Origin of the sequence: Campylobacter sp. 2014D-0258 (assembly GCF_008000495.1) — a bacterium.
Lineage (GTDB): Bacteria > Campylobacterota > Campylobacteria > Campylobacterales > Campylobacteraceae > Campylobacter_D > Campylobacter_D jejuni.
In genome coordinates this window covers 19,929-35,119 of the sequence record NZ_VOAR01000015.1, presented here as the reverse complement: position 1 = coordinate 35,119, position 15,191 = coordinate 19,929, and the positions used below count along the sequence as shown (strand labels likewise).

General features: G+C 29.1%; 17 protein-coding genes. 14 read left to right on the top strand and 3 right to left on the bottom strand.

Annotation, left to right across the window (positions count from 1 at the left end; genetic code table 11):
* The first annotated feature begins 43 nt into the window (after positions 1 to 43).
* Genes SR62_RS02210 through SR62_RS02180 form a run of 7 tightly spaced genes read left to right on the top strand, consistent with a single transcriptional unit; the run spans position 44 to position 6,086 of the window.
* Positions 44 to 391, top strand: coding sequence for a c-type cytochrome (locus tag SR62_RS02210; RefSeq protein ID WP_002892545.1), 348 nt, complete (start codon positions 44 to 46; stop codon positions 389 to 391).
* Positions 388 to 1,662 (top strand): glutamate-1-semialdehyde 2,1-aminomutase, encoded by a 1,275-nt coding sequence (gene hemL / locus SR62_RS02205; protein ID WP_147502246.1) that lies wholly within the window; start codon positions 388 to 390, stop codon positions 1,660 to 1,662. The genes SR62_RS02210 and hemL overlap by 4 nt, the downstream gene beginning before the upstream one ends.
* Entirely contained in the window at positions 1,659 to 1,988 is a 330-nt protein-coding gene (locus SR62_RS02200; RefSeq protein ID WP_002899571.1) for an AtpZ/AtpI family protein, read from the top strand. The genes hemL and SR62_RS02200 overlap by 4 nt, the downstream gene beginning before the upstream one ends.
* Positions 1,988 to 2,491: a membrane protein gene (locus SR62_RS02195; protein WP_002860510.1), complete on the top strand. Its 504-nt coding sequence runs from the start codon at positions 1,988 to 1,990 to the stop codon at positions 2,489 to 2,491. The genes SR62_RS02200 and SR62_RS02195 overlap by 1 nt, the downstream gene beginning before the upstream one ends.
* A complete protein-coding gene (locus tag SR62_RS02190) occupies positions 2,469 to 3,656 on the top strand; it encodes an MFS transporter (protein ID WP_070290445.1) in 1,188 nt (395 codons plus the stop codon). The genes SR62_RS02195 and SR62_RS02190 overlap by 23 nt, the downstream gene beginning before the upstream one ends.
* A complete protein-coding gene (locus SR62_RS02185; protein WP_147502245.1) occupies positions 3,649 to 5,808 on the top strand; it encodes a flagellar hook-length control protein FliK in 2,160 nt (719 codons plus the stop codon). The genes SR62_RS02190 and SR62_RS02185 overlap by 8 nt, the downstream gene beginning before the upstream one ends.
* On the top strand, positions 5,805 to 6,086 hold the full coding sequence (locus SR62_RS02180; protein ID WP_002852641.1) for a FlhB-like flagellar biosynthesis protein: 282 nt from the start codon (positions 5,805 to 5,807) through the stop codon (positions 6,084 to 6,086). The genes SR62_RS02185 and SR62_RS02180 overlap by 4 nt, the downstream gene beginning before the upstream one ends.
* Here the strand turns inward: SR62_RS02180 and SR62_RS02175 are convergent.
* Positions 6,083 to 6,883: a phosphatidylserine decarboxylase gene (locus tag SR62_RS02175; RefSeq protein ID WP_002873516.1), complete on the bottom strand. Its 801-nt coding sequence runs from the start codon at positions 6,881 to 6,883 to the stop codon at positions 6,083 to 6,085. The genes SR62_RS02180 and SR62_RS02175 overlap by 4 nt on opposite strands.
* The gene (locus SR62_RS02170) at positions 6,880 to 8,004 is read right to left on the bottom strand and encodes a metallophosphoesterase (protein ID WP_147502244.1); all 1,125 of its coding nucleotides are present in this window, start codon (positions 8,002 to 8,004) and stop codon (positions 6,880 to 6,882) included. The genes SR62_RS02175 and SR62_RS02170 overlap by 4 nt, the downstream gene beginning before the upstream one ends.
* An 85-nt stretch (positions 8,005 to 8,089) precedes the next feature.
* Between SR62_RS02170 and gltX the strand changes: the two genes are divergently transcribed.
* Genes gltX through SR62_RS02155 form a run of 3 tightly spaced genes read left to right on the top strand, consistent with a single transcriptional unit; the run spans position 8,090 to position 11,291 of the window.
* Positions 8,090 to 9,385 (top strand): glutamate--tRNA ligase, encoded by a 1,296-nt coding sequence (gltX, locus tag SR62_RS02165; RefSeq protein WP_052795077.1) that lies wholly within the window; start codon positions 8,090 to 8,092, stop codon positions 9,383 to 9,385.
* 2 nt (positions 9,386 to 9,387) lie between these two features.
* Positions 9,388 to 9,669, top strand: coding sequence for a YggT family protein (locus tag SR62_RS02160; RefSeq protein ID WP_070290439.1), 282 nt, complete (start codon positions 9,388 to 9,390; stop codon positions 9,667 to 9,669).
* Complete coding sequence (locus SR62_RS02155; RefSeq protein WP_079461865.1) at positions 9,666 to 11,291, top strand: lytic transglycosylase domain-containing protein; 1,626 nt, start codon at positions 9,666 to 9,668, stop codon at positions 11,289 to 11,291. The genes SR62_RS02160 and SR62_RS02155 overlap by 4 nt, the downstream gene beginning before the upstream one ends.
* Here the strand turns inward: SR62_RS02155 and SR62_RS02150 are convergent.
* Complete coding sequence (locus SR62_RS02150) at positions 11,188 to 11,673, bottom strand: hypothetical protein (RefSeq protein WP_020246976.1); 486 nt, start codon at positions 11,671 to 11,673, stop codon at positions 11,188 to 11,190. The two genes, SR62_RS02155 and SR62_RS02150, sit on opposite strands and share 104 nt — an antisense overlap.
* Before the next feature lie 95 nt (positions 11,674 to 11,768).
* On the opposite strand from SR62_RS02150, the gene mobB reads away from it, so the two are divergent.
* Genes mobB through metG form a run of 4 tightly spaced genes read left to right on the top strand, consistent with a single transcriptional unit; the run spans position 11,769 to position 15,190 of the window.
* Positions 11,769 to 12,260, top strand: coding sequence for a molybdopterin-guanine dinucleotide biosynthesis protein B (mobB, locus tag SR62_RS02145; RefSeq protein ID WP_002873510.1), 492 nt, complete (start codon positions 11,769 to 11,771; stop codon positions 12,258 to 12,260).
* Between the two features lies 1 nt (position 12,261).
* On the top strand, positions 12,262 to 13,104 hold the full coding sequence (locus tag SR62_RS02140; RefSeq protein WP_002871826.1) for a class 1 fructose-bisphosphatase: 843 nt from the start codon (positions 12,262 to 12,264) through the stop codon (positions 13,102 to 13,104).
* Complete coding sequence (locus tag SR62_RS02135) at positions 13,097 to 13,294, top strand: hypothetical protein (protein WP_100609427.1); 198 nt, start codon at positions 13,097 to 13,099, stop codon at positions 13,292 to 13,294. The genes SR62_RS02140 and SR62_RS02135 overlap by 8 nt, the downstream gene beginning before the upstream one ends.
* Before the next feature lie 9 nt (positions 13,295 to 13,303).
* Complete coding sequence (metG, locus tag SR62_RS02130; RefSeq protein ID WP_147502243.1) at positions 13,304 to 15,190, top strand: methionine--tRNA ligase; 1,887 nt, start codon at positions 13,304 to 13,306, stop codon at positions 15,188 to 15,190.
* Position 15,191 lies beyond the last annotated feature (1 nt).

Genomic DNA, 15,191 nt, shown 5'->3' with positions numbered 1-15,191 from the left:
TAAAAATTGTATCATATTAAAACTTCATTAACAAGGTGAAACTTTGAAAATTGTTTTAATGTTTTTTTTATTTAGTATCAGTCTTTTTGGTGCTGATTTTATCACTCTTAAAGAATACTCTAAAATGCTTTATGAAAATCCAAGGGGCATTAGTTGTAAAGAATGTCATGGAGCAGATGGAAGCGAACAAATTTTAGGATATTATATGAAAAATGGTATTAAAATAGCTTATAAAGTTCCAAGTATACAAAATCTTAGTTTTGAGAATTTTAAAAATTCTCTTAATCAGAGTAAAGACGCAAAATCAATCATGCCAAATTACTCTTTAACAAATGATGAAATTGTAACTTTATATAATTACATCAAGCAATTTAGCAAGGAAGAAAAATGACAAACAAAAAAGCTTTTAAAGAAGCGTGTAAATTCATCGCAGGTGGTGTAAATTCCCCAGTTCGTGCTTTTGCAAATGTTCAAAGTGAGCCAAAATTTATTTCCCATGGAAAAGGTGCTTATATTTTCGATATAGATGGAAATTCTTATATAGACTATGTTCAAAGCTGGGGGCCTTTACTTTTTGGACATTGCGATAAAGATATACAAAAAGCTTGCCAAAAAGCACTTCACAAAGGTTCAAGTTTTGGAGCTCCAACTTTATTAGAAACTGAACTTGCTAAGCTTATTTTATCTGATTTTCCTCATTTAGAAAAAATCCGCTTTGTAAGCAGTGGAACAGAAGCAACTATGAGTGCTATTCGTCTTGCCCGTGGCTTCACTAAAAAAGATAAAATTTTAAAATTTGAAGGATGTTATCACGGACATTCTGATTCATTATTAGTGAGCGCAGGAAGTGGTGCTGCTACTTTTAACTCTCCTAGTTCTTTGGGTGTTTTAAAAGATATAGCTAAACACACTTTAGTAGCAAAATATAATGATATAAACAGCGTTAAAGAGCTTTTTGAAAAAAATAAAGATATTGCATGTGTTATCATTGAGCCTATTGCTGGAAATATGGGGTTAGTTCCAGCTAAACAAGATTTTTTAGAAGAACTTGCTAAGATCTGTAAAAACAATCAAACTCTGCTGATTTTTGATGAAGTAATGAGTGGATATAGAGCATCTTACCTTGGTTCCTATGGAATCAATCATATCCAAGCAGATATAATTACTTTTGGTAAGGTAATAGGAGGCGGTCTACCTGCAGCAGCATTTGCTTCTAGAGCTGAAATTATGGATATTTTAAGTCCTTTGGGTGGAGTTTATCAAGCAGGAACTTTAAGTGGAAATCCTTTGGCAATGGCTGCAGGTATAGCAAGTCTTACAAAAGCCAAAAAGAAAACCAAGCTTTATGACAAACTTGGAAAATTAGCAAAAAAACTTACCCAGGGAATGAAAAAATTAGCAGATGAAAAAGGACTTCCGCTGCAAGCTTGTCATGTAGGTTCTATGTTTGGATACTTTTTCACCAAAGATCCTGTATCAAACTACCAAGATGCATTAAAATCTGATCTAGCATTATTTTCAAAATTTCACAAAAATATGCTTGAAAATGGAATTTATTTAGCACCTTCTCAATTTGAAACAGGCTTTATATGTTCAAAAATGGATGATAAAATTATAGATACAACACTAGAGGCTGTTAGGGAAAGCTTTAAAAGAATATGAGCAATATTTTAAAAGAAGAAAAAAATCACTTAGAAAATTCCAACAGCAAAAGACAAAAAATCATTCGCAAAACTCTTGAAGCTGCGGATGGTTTAAGTCTTGGCATCTCTATGGTTGTTGCTGTATTTATAGGTGTGGGAATAGGATATTTGCTTAAAAAATTTACTCCTTATCCTTGGCTTTTTTGGCTTGGAGTTTTTTGGGGGATCAGTGCTGCTATACTTAATGTTTGCAAAGCTTATAAAGTTCAAGTAAAAAGCTATGAAGAATTTAAAGAAAGAGATGAGTTGATCAAAGAAAAAATTCAAAAAGAAAAGAACAAATAATGGAACATAAAAAAGCTCTATTTTGTATTTTTGCCATTATTCATTTATTTTTTTGGATCATATTTTCATCGTTAAATCATTTTAAATTAGATACATTTTTAAGCTATGAAATAGCTTTTTTTAGTGTTTTATTGATTATTTTTGCTTCTTATTTAAATTATAAAAAAGTCATTATAAAAAAATCAAAAAATTATGAAAAAGATTTTAATTTCATTTCATCACTTTTTATCAAAAAAAAACAAAATTTATCAAAAATTATTCATTTTAAAGTTCTAAAAGACGATTTAAAGCCAAATGTTAAAGAGAAAATCCATTTTTTTGCTATGTTTTTTACTCTCTTTAAATTGATGGCTTATGTAATATTGGTTGCTGGATTTTTATTTTTACATCGCCAAGATAAATTAGATATCTTTGCTTATATTTGTGGAATTTCATCCTTGCTAGTTTGTGTGTTTATTTTTATTTTATATATAAAAAAGTATGAGTCCAAAAAAAATTATTAAATCAATGACGGCACTTTTTGCTGGTATGGCATTTTTATTTGCAGGTAATGCCTTGATAGTAAGCTCTATAGGTGTTATATTAAAAGAAAACGGAGAAAGTTCTTTAGCTGTTGGAGTAGTAAGTTCTTGTTTTTTTGTAGGTGCTCTTGTTGGAACTATCAGTGCTCATAAAATTATTTCTCGTATAGGTCATATACGCTCTTTTGGGCTATTTGGTGCTATTTTTGGAATTTCAGCTATGCTTCATACAGTAAGCGAAAATCTTATTTTTTGGGCTATTTTAAGATTTTTCATAGGAATTTGCTACTATGGACTTTTAATGGTCATAGAATCATGGCTTAATGAAAAAAGCAAAAATGCCATTCGATCTAGAATTTTAGGTTTTTATGAAATTGTTTTTTATCTTGCGTTTGGTATTGGAGTTTTAATCATAGCGTTAAATTTGAGCAAACATAGTGTATTTATTCTCAGTGCAACTTTAATTTTACTTTCATCTTTACCTTTAAATCTAATTAAAATCAAAGAACCTGTTTTACCCGCATCAAGTCCTATTTCTATACCTAAAATTTTTGATATAGCTCCTTTAGCTATCGTCACAAGCTTTATAGCTGGAATGCTTATAAATGGCTTTTTTTCTATGGCATCTTTATTTATACTTTTGCAAGGTTTTGATACAAAAGCGGTTTCTTATTTTATATTTTGTGGGGTTTTAGGTGGTTTTATTGCACAAACCATCATAGGAACTATTTCAGACAAACTTGGTCGCAAATTTGCCATTATCACTTGTGCAAGTATAGGATTTATCACTATGCTTATATTTATCTTTTTTAAACTTCATTTATATATGCAATATTTTTTAGGAATTACTCTTGGTATAGGAATATTTTGTTTATATGCTTTAGCACTTGCTAGAGCAAATGATGTTTTAATAAGCAAAAATAAAGGCGTAGAGTTAGGTCGTGGTGTTCTTTTTTGCTATTCTTTAGGCTCTTTGTTTGGCCCTTTAATTTTAGGTTTTTTAATGCAATATTTTGAAATCAAAGGTTTTATATGGTTTTATATAGTTTCTTTAGCATTTTTAATTCTTTTTGCTATCAATAAACCAAATATTTTAAATAAAAAATTTAAGAAAAAGCCTGGAAATATGGTGATATTTGATGATTAATACTCAACTAGCAAGTCAAATTGCCAATACGCAAAAAAATGATTTAAAAGTAGATAACTCTGCTTCAAAAGATAAAACAAATTTAAAAGACAATCCAAAAGAAGCACTTGCACAAGCTTTAAAGCAAAATTTAGGTTTAAGCAAGGACGCTAGTAGTGAGGAAATACTAGCAAAATTTGTTCAAAATGAAACAGGTACCAAATTAAAAGAACTTGTTAATAAACTTTTAGATCAAATCAATGCTCAAAAAAATCCCGATTCCCCTGTGCTTAAACAAGGAAAAAATTTAAATTTAGCTCCTAATTTTGCTAATGAATTAAAAATCTTAAGTACAGAACTTGCAAAAAGTGATACTTTTACACAAGTTTTAGACAGATTAAATCAAATTTTAAAACCTGCCAGTGAAATAAAAAACAATAACTTAGCTCCTTTGTTTAAAAATTCAGGCGTATTTTTAGAAGCTAAATTAAAAGATGCCCTAAACGAAGAATTACTACCCAAAAGTTTTCACTCTCTTTTAAGTACAATCAAAGGTCTTAGTAGCGAAAAACTAAGCGTTCAGATAGCCCAGCTTGCAAATACAAATTTAAGCCCAAAAGACACTTTAAAAGAATTAAAAAATATTATTAATTCTAGCAAAAATGAAAATAAGCAAATTTTAAATCAAAGTTCTTTTAAAGCACTTTTAAATTTAAGTTCTAAATTGGAAAATTTTAAAAATTATATAAGTAAAAATCCCAGTCATGCTCAAGAAAAAATCACCCCTATAGCTAATAAAATTTTAAAAGAATTAAATTCCATCAAAAATGATTTTTTCAAAGCTCTTAATAAGCCAGAAAATTTAATGATAAAAGATCCAAACATCCTTAAGCAAACTGCTACCGCCTTTGAAAAACTTGAAAATACTTTAAAAAATATACTAGGCAATCAAGCTTCTAAAATACAAGATAAAGAAAATATTTTAGAAAATATTTTAAGTAACAAAGAAAATATCAAGGAAGAAAAACTTAATCATAATACAAAAAACCAAGATGAAGAAAAACATATAAAAGCATCAAAAGAAGATGAAAATTTAGATTCTGGTGTAAAAACCCATGAAGAAGATACCCAAGATACAAAAAATGATATTCAAAATAATGAAACAGAAAATAAGCCAGACAATGATATAAAAAATTCTACTCCAAACCAAGAAAAAATTAAAGATGAAAAACAAGAAAAATCAAAAGAAAATATCAAAGAAAATCCAAAATTTTATGAAACAAAAACAGAAAACAAAACTTCAATCAATACAAATACCAACACTTCAAATCCTAACACAAACAATACGCAAAATTTAAATAATACTCAAAATATTCAATCTAACAATAACCAAACTATGCAAAATATTTTTAAAAATCAGGAATTTATAAAACAAAATATTGTAAAAAATTTAGCATTTAATGTAGAAAATTTAGATCTAGAACAAGTGCAAGATTTAAGTAAAAATTTAAGCAATCTTTCTCGTAGACTTAATGAAAGCTTAAAAGAACTTGAACCCTATACTCAAAATGCCAAGCTTAATCAAGCAGAACTTAAAAATCTCGAACACAAACTCAATCTTTCTATCAAAGATCTAGCGCAAATTAAACCAAAAACAGAACAAGATATAGCTGAATCTTTACATCATGATGTAAAATCAACACTTTTGCAAATTTCAAATTTAGCTAAAAATGAAGGCAATGAAGCTGTATACAATCAAGCTAATCGTCTTTTAGCGCAAATTGAAATCAATCAGCTTATGTCTTTAGCTAATGATTCTATCAATACTTATCTGCCTTTTTCTTGGGATGATTTAAATGATTCTAAAATTATGTTTAGACGCGGAAAAAAGGACAAATTTTTTGCTCAGATTAAACTCGAATTTGCAAAACTTGGGGATTTAGAAATTCTTATTTCTTTAAATAATGAAAAATATATAGATATTAATATTATGGCAGAAAATATTGAATTTAGAAAAACCATCTATGAAAATGCCCATGAGCTTAAAAGAAATATCAATAAAGCAGGACTTTTAAGTGCAAATTTCTTTGTAGGTGATATCATAAGAAGTAAATTTGATACTAGAAATATGAAAAATTTAGATCTTGAAATGGGTATGGATAAAAAAGTATGAGCAAAATCAAAAGATCGATTAAAAAAGCTGTAGCTCTAGGCTATCAAAAAGAAAAAAACTCTGCACCAAAAGTGCTTGCAAGTGGCAAAGGAGAAAGTGCTGCTAAAATTATTTCTTTAGCCAAGGAACACGGAGTTCCTATTAAAGAAGATGAAGATTTAATAGAAATTTTAAGCAAGCTTGACTTAGGTGATGAAATTCCACCTAATATGTATAAAGCTGTAGCTGAAGTTTTTGCCTTTATCTATCAAATGGCAAATAAAACTCCTAAAAACTAATCCGCTATTTTTTCTCCAAATTTAATACCCTGCCCTACTTTTAAATTAAAAGTTAAAAGTCCTTTTTGAGAGATTAAAACTATAGTAGAACCTAGCTCAAAATTTCCTAGTTCTTCGCCTTTTTTGAAATTTAAATTTTCATATTTTCTAGTAAAATTATGAGAAATTTTAGCATTGGTTTGTATGCTTGCATCAAAATTAAAACGCATTTTTCCTACATTTTGCGCTCCTACAAAAACAAGCCAAAAAATACCTTTTTCATTTTGACATTTCAAGCTCACTCTTTCATTTTTTACATATAAATTACTAATGCGTTCTAAATGTTTTTCATTTACGCTATAAAGCACTCCACTTGTGTAAGTTGCACTTAAAATTTGCATATCACAAGGGCTGTGATAACGATGATAATCTTTTGGAGAAAGATAAATATTGACATAATCAAGCCCATTTTTAAGTTCATCTTTTTCAAAGCTATCTTTTAAAAGCTCCTCAACGCTATAAGCATGTCCTTTTATAGAAAAAGCAAAATGTTCTTCATTTGCTAAAAAAGTACTTCCACACTCTAAAATTTTACCATCACTTGGACTGATAAAACCTTCTTCAAATTTTCTTGGAAATTGTAAAGTTCTTGTAAAAAGAGCATTTAAACTCTCATATTCACAAGGAGCTTTAAATTCACTCATATTGATATTAAAATACTTAACATAATTTTCATTAATAACTTTTTGTATCATTTTAGGAAATTTAATCCCCGCTACAAAACCAAAAAGTCTCGAACTTTCTTTTGAAAAACTCATTTTTTTCCTTTTAAATTTAAAATCACTATTTCACTCGGAGCAAAAACTCTAAGACTTGGCCCCCAAAATCCTGCTCCACTACTCACATAAAGCTTAGTTTTTTCTCCTAAATCATAAAGCCCATGAACAAAACCTTGCTGAAGTTTAACTAAAAACATAAAAGGGAAAATTTGCCCTCCATGTGTATGCCCACTTAAAACAAGATCAAAATCACTTAAATCATAAAGCAAAGCTGTTTTAGGTTGATGTGTGAGTAAAATACTAGCTTTACTTGTATTTAAATCCACTTTTATTCTTGCTAAATCAGGAGCATATAAACCCCTATCAAGTCCGGCTAAATCTCCAAGTCCAGCAATATTTATAAAACCCAAATCTAAATTTTGATTGACTAAAATTTTCATATTAGTATGTTTTCTAAGTAAATCCAAAACTTCATTGATACCATGATAATACTCATGATTTCCCAAAGCATAAAAAGTTCCGTAAGTGGAGTTAAAATCATTAAGTTTTGAGATGTAATTTTTTAAATCTTTAGGATTAGTATCAATCAGATCCCCTACTATTACAACCATATCAGGACTTTGCAAATTCACTTTAGTGATGAGCTTGTCTAAAAAATTTTCATGCAAATTTTTACCCAAATGTATATCAGTAAGCATGGCAATTTTTAAATCTTGTTTAAGATTTGGTATTTCAACATCAACACTCTTTACTTCAGGTGTTTTTAGAGCATTATTTATACTTGCATAAATTAAAAACACACTTAAAACTATAAGAGAAAGTTCAAAAATCAAACGCAAAATAAGATTATATGTTTTATCTCTTTTACCCATAAGAGCTAAAATCAATTTAACAAAATCCCAAGCTAAAGTCATAAAAAACAAACAATAAGTCGGCGCATAAAACATGGCTAAAATTTCATACCAAGTATCACTTAAATATTCATCTCTACGAAATATTAAAAACACAGCTTGAGCTAAAAAAAGCACAATAAAAATAAAGGAAAAAATTTTATAAAAATACTTAAAAAGAGTAATTTTCTTGATTAATCTTTTATAAATATAAACATTTGCTAAGCCAAAAATCAATAACACAATGAAAGAAAAAATTAAAAATATCATAAAAGTATTATAACCAAGTAAAATTAAATATCCGTATAAATTTTTCTGTTATAATAAGCTTTTAAATAATTTTAAAGGCTATAAGATGTACCGTTTTGCACCTTCTCCCACAGGTGATATGCACATAGGAAATTTACGCGCAGCAATTTTTAATTATATCTGTGCAAGACAAAAAAATATGGATTTTATCTTACGCATTGAAGATACTGATAAGGCTAGAAATATAGCAGGAAAAGAAGAAGAAATCAAAGAAATTTTAAATCTTTTTGGTATTTCATGGCAGCATTACTATATACAAAGTGAAAATTTAAAATTCCATCGCCAAATGGCTTTAAAACTTGTAAGCGAAAAAAAAGCTTTTGCTTGTTTTTGCACCGAAGAAGAACTTGAAGCAAAAAAAGAGCTGGCTAAAAAACAAGGTAAAGCTTATCGCTACGATGGCACTTGTGAAAAACTAGCCGATATTGATGTTTTAGAATGTGAAAAACCCTTTGTTATCCGTCTTAAAAAACCTACTCATACTATGAAATTTACTGATTTTATCAAAGGCGAGCTTAGTTTTGAGCCTGAAAACATAGACTCTTTTGTGATTATGAGAACGGATAAAACTCCAACTTATAATTTTGCTTGTGCGGTTGATGATATGCTTGAAAATGTCACTTGTATTATACGCGGAGAAGATCATGTTTCAAACACTCCAAAACAAGAACATATCCGCGCAAGCTTAGGTTATAATAAAGCCATGACTTATGCACACTTGCCTATCATTTTAAACGAAGAAGGTGTTAAAATGAGTAAAAGAGAAGCACATTCTTCTGTAAAATGGCTACTTGAAAGTGGAATTTTACCTAGCACAATCGCAAATTATCTGATCATGCTAGGCAATAAAACTCCTTGTGAAATTTTTACCTTAGAAGAGGCTATAAAATGGTTTGATATTTCTAAAGTTTCAAAAGCTCCCGCAAGATTTGATCTTAAAAAACTCTTACAAATCAATCGTGAACATATCAAAATGATCAAAGATGATGAGCTTAATAAAATTTTAGATTTAAACAAAGATCTTGCACAGCTTGCTAAATTTTACACTCAAGAAGCAAGCACCATAAAAGAACTTAAAGAAAAAATGCAAGCTATTTTTAGCACAAAAGATTTTGGCGAGTTTGAAACAGAATGTAAAATTTTAAAAGAACTCTTAAAAGATATTGAACTTTTTGAAAACTATGAAGATTTTAAAAATGAACTTTTAAGCAAAAGCGACTTAAAAGGTAAAAAATTTTTCATGCCTTTAAGGATAATTTTAACAGGAAATATCCACGGACCTGAGCTTAGCGATCTTTATCCTTATATTAAAAATTTTATTCACGAATTAGCAAGGATTTAATTATGGTTATAGACTTTTTTATTATTTCTATTTTTCAAGTACTACAAATTGTCATTAACATTTATACTTGGATTATTATCATCACAGCACTTTTAAGCTGGGTAAACCCTGATCCTTATAATCCCATAGTGCAAATTTTATATAAATTAAGTTATCCTGCTTACGCCTTAGTTAGAAAAATTCCAACACGCATTGGTAATATTGATCTTGCACCTTTGATTATAGTCTTAGCATTGCAGTTTCTTGGCATTTTTCTTGGGAATATCTTAAGGAGTATATTGTGATAAAAAAAATACTCGTTTTTTTATTTATTTTTTCAAGTTTAAATGCTACACAATATAGCATAGAAAAACTCAAAAAGGAAGAAAATTCACTTGCTAAGGATTATTATATTTATAGGCTTTTAGAAAAAAATAAAATCAGTAAAAAAGATGCACAGGATTTAAATTCTCATATTTTTCGCTATATAGGAAAAATTAAATCCGAACTTGAAAAAATCATCCCTTTAAAGCCTTATATCAACCCAAAATATGCTAAATGCTATACCTATACAGCAAATACTATCTTAGATGCAAATTTAACTTGTCAAAGTGTGCGCTTAAATTCATTAGTTTTTATAGTGAGTTTAAATTCCAAAGACCGAACGACTTTAGCTCAAACCTTTAAAAATCAAAGACCTGATTTGACAAATTTATTGCTAGCTTTTAATACTTCTGATCCTATGAGCTATATAGTACAAAAAGAAGATATTAATGGTTTTTTTAAACTTTATAATTATTCTAAAAAATACGACTTAGATTTAAATACAAGTTTAGTCAATAAACTACCAAATCACATTGGTTTTAAAGATTTTGCACAAAATATTATTATTAAAAAAGAAAATCCAAAATTTAGACATTCTATACTAGAAATAAATCCTGAAAATGTAAGTGAAGATTCTGCTTTCTATTTAGGAGTCAATGCCTTAACTTATGATAAAACAGAGCTTGCTTATGACTTTTTTAAAAAGGCGGCACAAAGTTTTAAATCGCAAAGCAATAAAGACAATGCTATATTTTGGATGTGGTTGATTAAAAACAATGAAGAAGATTTAAAAACTTTATCACAAAGTTCTTCTTTAAATATTTATAGTCTTTACGCAAAAGAACTTACTAGCACACCTTTTCCAAAGATAGAAAGCCTTAATCCAAGCAAGAAAAAAAATAATTTTAACATGCAAGATCCTTTTGCTTGGCAAAAAATAAACAAACAAATTCGCGATGCTAACGCAAGTCAACTAGATGTCTTGGCAAAAGAATTTGACACACAAGAAACCTTGCCTATTTATGCTTACATATTAGAACGCAAAAATAATTTTAAAAAACATTATTTTATAATGCCTTATTATGACAATATAAAAGACTATAACAAAACAAGACAAGCTTTAATTTTGGCTATTGCCAGACAAGAAAGTCGTTTTATTCCAACTGCTATTTCAGTTTCTTATGCTTTAGGCATGATGCAATTTATGCCATTTTTAGCCAATCACATAGGGGAAAAAGAATTAAAAATTCCAAATTTCGATCAAGATTTTATGTTTAAACCTGAAATAGCATATTACTTTGGAAACTATCATCTAAATTACCTTGAATCGCGTTTAAAATCTCCACTTTTTGTCGCTTATGCTTATAATGGCGGTATAGGATTTACTAACCGTATGCTTGCAAGAAATGATATGTTTAAGACAGGCAAATTTGAACCTTTCTTGTCTATGGAGCTAGTTCCTTATCAAGAAAGCCGAATTTACGGAAAAAAAGTTCTAGCTAATTATATTGTGTATCGACATCTTCTGAACGATAGTATAAAGATTTCGGATATTTTTGAAAATTTAATTCAAAACAAGGCAAATGATCTAAACAAATCTTAGCTACAAGCTTAGTCTCTTCCTTGACACTAGGAAGAGATACTTTAAAATAATCAGTATAGTTGTTTTGTATTATATATTTTAAATACTCATCATCCAATTTTTCAATATTGGCTTTTTTATTATTGATAAAAACTTCTAAATTTTGAATTTTTAATGTATTTGGAGTAAAAGACAAGGCCAATACATCATCTTTACTTGTCTTATCTAGAATTGGGTTTAAATAAGACATAGTTATAATGGCATTAATCTTATCTTGTGTGATTTTGTATTTTTGAGTAAACATTAAAGTTTGAGATTTTAAATTTGTATCCACAATCGCCTGATCTTTTAAAGAACAAGCTCCAAGCAAAAAAGCACCTAAAATTACACTATAAATTTTCATTCTTTTTCCATATTTTTTAGTATTATTGTAGCCTTTTAACCCTATTTTTTGGTTTAAAAAGATATAATTTTACAAAAAAATTAAGAGTATATTTTATGAAACAACTTATCATGGCTTTTAGCGGGCCTTCAAATTCAGGAAAAACTACACTCATCACTAAAATAGCTAATAATTTTTTGCAACAAAATTTAAAAGTTTTAATCATTAAACATGATCCTGCCGATAAAGCTCAATTTGATTTTAACGGTAAAGATAGTTTTAAATTTTTTCAAAGTGGGGCTGAAGTCATGGTTTTAAGCCCTACGAGAACAACTTTTTTTTCTCATGAAAATAGAGATATTTTAAAAGCTTTAAAATTAGCACCCAATTTTGACATTTGTTTGGTTGAAGGATTAAAAACTCTTGATTTACCACGCATTAGCGTATTTTGTAAAGAAATTGATGAAAGCTATTTTACTTTTTCAAACGCCATTGCAAGCTATGAAAAAATTTCTCACCCTTATCTTACTTGGCTTGATTTAAACGATATACAAGCTATTTGCCAATACATACTTAAAAATGCTAAAAATTTACAAGGAGAATTATAAAATGCAAGAAGTGATTTCTTATATACAAAAAGCGGTTTTAGAAATTTCTAACGCTTTAAAATTTCCCGATACAAGCTACAGTCAAAATCAAAATTTTACAGGCGATACCCAACTCAAATTTGATGTTTTAAGTGATGAAATCATCACAAAAACCCTAAGTCAATGTTCAAGCATTAAAGCCATCATAAGTGAAGAAAAAGACGAAATTTTAACGCTTAACGAGAGGGCAAATTTTATCGTAGCTTATGATCCTTTAGATGGTTCTAGCTTAATGGATGTTAATTTTGCCATAGGTTCTATTTTTGCTATCTATGAAGAAAAAGCAAATGCTAAAAATTTAAGAGCTGCACTTTATAGTATGTATGGAGCGCGCTTAGAACTTGTGATTTGCAAAGATCAGCCAAAACTTTATCGCTTAAATGCAAATAATGAATTTATTTTTATAAAAGATCTTAAAATGAATGAAAAAGGCAAGATTAATGCTACAGGCGGGACGCAAAAATTTTGGGAAGAAAAACACGCTAAATTTATCAAAAGTCTTTTTGATGAAGGATATCGCTTAAGATATTCTGGAGCCATGGTAAGCGATATCAATCAAATTTTATTAAAAGGGGGTGGGATTTTTAGTTATCCTGCAACACAAGATGCACCTAATGGTAAACTTCGCGCCTTTTTTGAAGTCTTTCCTCTAGCCTTTATCATAGAAAAAGCAGGCGGAAAAACTACAAATGGAAAAAACCATTCCTTACTTGAACTTGAATTTGATAAAATCCATGCGACAACTCCTTGTTTTTTTGGCTCAGAATATGAAATTTCAAAACTTTTAAAGGCTTACAATGAATGAACCTAGAGATGAATTTGAGCTTGATATGGATAAAAAAAAAGAAGTTTTACTCTCATGTCAAAACTCAAAAAAACTAAACTCTTGTTATAATTGCGATGAAATTTTTAACTGCCAAACTAGAAAAAATTATGTTGATGCAGTCTATAATAGTATGTCTAAGGGTAAAACCGAAGGCGGATTTGACTTTTAAAGGAAAAAAATGCGTTATATTACAACACCAATTTATTATGTAAATGATGTACCTCATTTAGGTCATGCTTATACTACCATCATAGCCGATACTTTAGCAAGATTTTATCGTTTGCAAGGACATGAAACAAGATTTCTAACAGGAACAGATGAGCATGGACAAAAAATCGAAGAAGCTGCCAAACTAAGAAATTCCACTCCTCAAGAATATGCTGATAAAATCAGTTTTGAATTTAAAAAATTATGGGATGAATTTGAAATCACCTATGATATTTACGCAAGAACAACTGATATAAGGCATATTGAATTTGTTAAAACTATGTTTTTAAAAATGTGGCAAAAAGGCGATATTTATAAAGATGAATACGAAGGACACTATTGTATTTCTTGTGAAAGCTTTTTTACTCAAAGTCAGCTTATTAACGATTGTTCTTGTCCAGATTGCGGCAAACAAACTAGAATTTTAAAAGAAGAAAGCTATTTTTTCAAACTTTCAAAATACCAAGATAAAATTTTACAATGGTATGAAGAAAAAGATCCCATCTTGCCAAAAAACAAAAAAAATGAACTTATAAATTTTGTCCAAAGTGGCCTTAAAGATCTTTCTATTACTAGAACAAGTTTTGATTGGGGGATTAAACTGCCTCAAGAAATTAATGATGATAAACATATTATTTATGTATGGCTTGATGCACTTTTTATCTATATAAGTTCGCTTGATTTTCAAAGCAAGGGAGAAAATGCTAAATTTTGGCCCGCGCATGTGCATTTAGTAGGAAAAGATATCTTGCGTTTTCATGCTATTTATTGGCCAGCTTTTTTAATGAGCGTGGATTTACCTTTACCTAAATTCATAGGTGCGCATGGCTGGTGGACTAAAGAAGGTGAAAAAATGAGCAAATCTAAAGGCAATGTTGTAAAACCTAAAGAAGTGGTTGATATCTATGGAAGCGAAGCTTTTAGATATTTTTTACTTAGAGAAGTGCCTTTTGGCAACGATGGGGATTTTAGCGAAAATATGCTGATAAATCGTATCAATGCAGAGCTTAGCAATGAATTTGGAAATTTACTTAATCGCATTATAGGTATGAGTACAAAATATTCTCAAGGAAATATTTCAAAAGAAGGTGTTTTAAAATTTCACAATGTTGAATTAAATCAAGCAAAAGAACACTTAATTTTAGCGGTAGAATTTTTAGAAAACTTACAGTGTAATCGTTATTTAGAAGAACTTTTTAAAGCCTTAAGTGTAGCAAATTTAGCTATTAGTAAATACGAACCTTGGAATTTAATCAAAGAAAACAAACACGAACAAGCTAACGCTTTAGTTGCACTTTGTGCAAATATTTTAGCCAAAACAAGCCTTTTATTAAGCCCTACTCTACCAAAGTCTTGTCAAAAGGTGGCCTTAGCTTTAAATTTTGAAATTTCATCTACAAATTATGCAAAAATGATACTTGATAATGAACTTTTAGATTTTAAAGCAAATCCTTGCGAAGCTTTATTTCCAAAAGTAGAAAAAGCTCTTTTAAAACAAGAAATTAAAGAAGAACCTAAAAAAGAAGAAAGTCCTAAAATAAAAATCGATGATTTTGCAAAAATTGAAATCAAAGTTGCTAAGGTACTTGATTGTCAAAATATAGAAGGGAGTGAAAAACTTTTAAAATTTCAACTCGAACTTGACGATAAAGAAATCCGTCAAGTACTCTCAGGCATAGCAAAATACTATAAGGCCAGTGATTTAATCGGTAAACAAGTTTGCGTTATAAGCAATCTTAAAAAAGCTAAAATTTTTGGACATGAAAGCGATGGTATGATACTTTCTGCAAAAAGCGGAGATAAACTTGTTTTAATCACCCCTGAACAACTTGTGCAAAACGGCTCTTTAGTGGGTTAAA

Bases quoted from the DNA above. Each gene is read 5' to 3' on its own strand.
- SR62_RS02160 (WP_070290439.1), top strand. From the start codon at position 9,388: ATGGTTATAGACTTTTTTATTATTTCTATTTTTCAAGTACTACAAATT.
- SR62_RS02185 (WP_147502245.1), top strand. From the start codon at position 3,649: ATGATTAATACTCAACTAGCAAGTCAAATTGCCAATACGCAAAAAAAT.
- SR62_RS02175 (WP_002873516.1), bottom strand. From the start codon at position 6,883: ATGAGTTTTTCAAAAGAAAGTTCGAGACTTTTTGGTTTTGTAGCGGGG.
- SR62_RS02140 (WP_002871826.1), top strand. From the start codon at position 12,262: ATGCAAGAAGTGATTTCTTATATACAAAAAGCGGTTTTAGAAATTTCT.
- SR62_RS02170 (WP_147502244.1), bottom strand. From the start codon at position 8,004: ATGATATTTTTAATTTTTTCTTTCATTGTGTTATTGATTTTTGGCTTA.
- SR62_RS02190 (WP_070290445.1), top strand. From the start codon at position 2,469: ATGAGTCCAAAAAAAATTATTAAATCAATGACGGCACTTTTTGCTGGT.
- SR62_RS02135 (WP_100609427.1), top strand. From the start codon at position 13,097: ATGAATGAACCTAGAGATGAATTTGAGCTTGATATGGATAAAAAAAAA.
- mobB (WP_002873510.1), top strand. From the start codon at position 11,769: ATGAAACAACTTATCATGGCTTTTAGCGGGCCTTCAAATTCAGGAAAA.
- gltX (WP_052795077.1), top strand. From the start codon at position 8,090: ATGTACCGTTTTGCACCTTCTCCCACAGGTGATATGCACATAGGAAAT.
- hemL (WP_147502246.1), top strand. From the start codon at position 388: ATGACAAACAAAAAAGCTTTTAAAGAAGCGTGTAAATTCATCGCAGGT.
- metG (WP_147502243.1), top strand. From the start codon at position 13,304: ATGCGTTATATTACAACACCAATTTATTATGTAAATGATGTACCTCAT.
- SR62_RS02195 (WP_002860510.1), top strand. From the start codon at position 1,988: ATGGAACATAAAAAAGCTCTATTTTGTATTTTTGCCATTATTCATTTA.
- SR62_RS02200 (WP_002899571.1), top strand. From the start codon at position 1,659: ATGAGCAATATTTTAAAAGAAGAAAAAAATCACTTAGAAAATTCCAAC.
- SR62_RS02180 (WP_002852641.1), top strand. From the start codon at position 5,805: ATGAGCAAAATCAAAAGATCGATTAAAAAAGCTGTAGCTCTAGGCTAT.
- SR62_RS02150 (WP_020246976.1), bottom strand. From the start codon at position 11,673: ATGAAAATTTATAGTGTAATTTTAGGTGCTTTTTTGCTTGGAGCTTGT.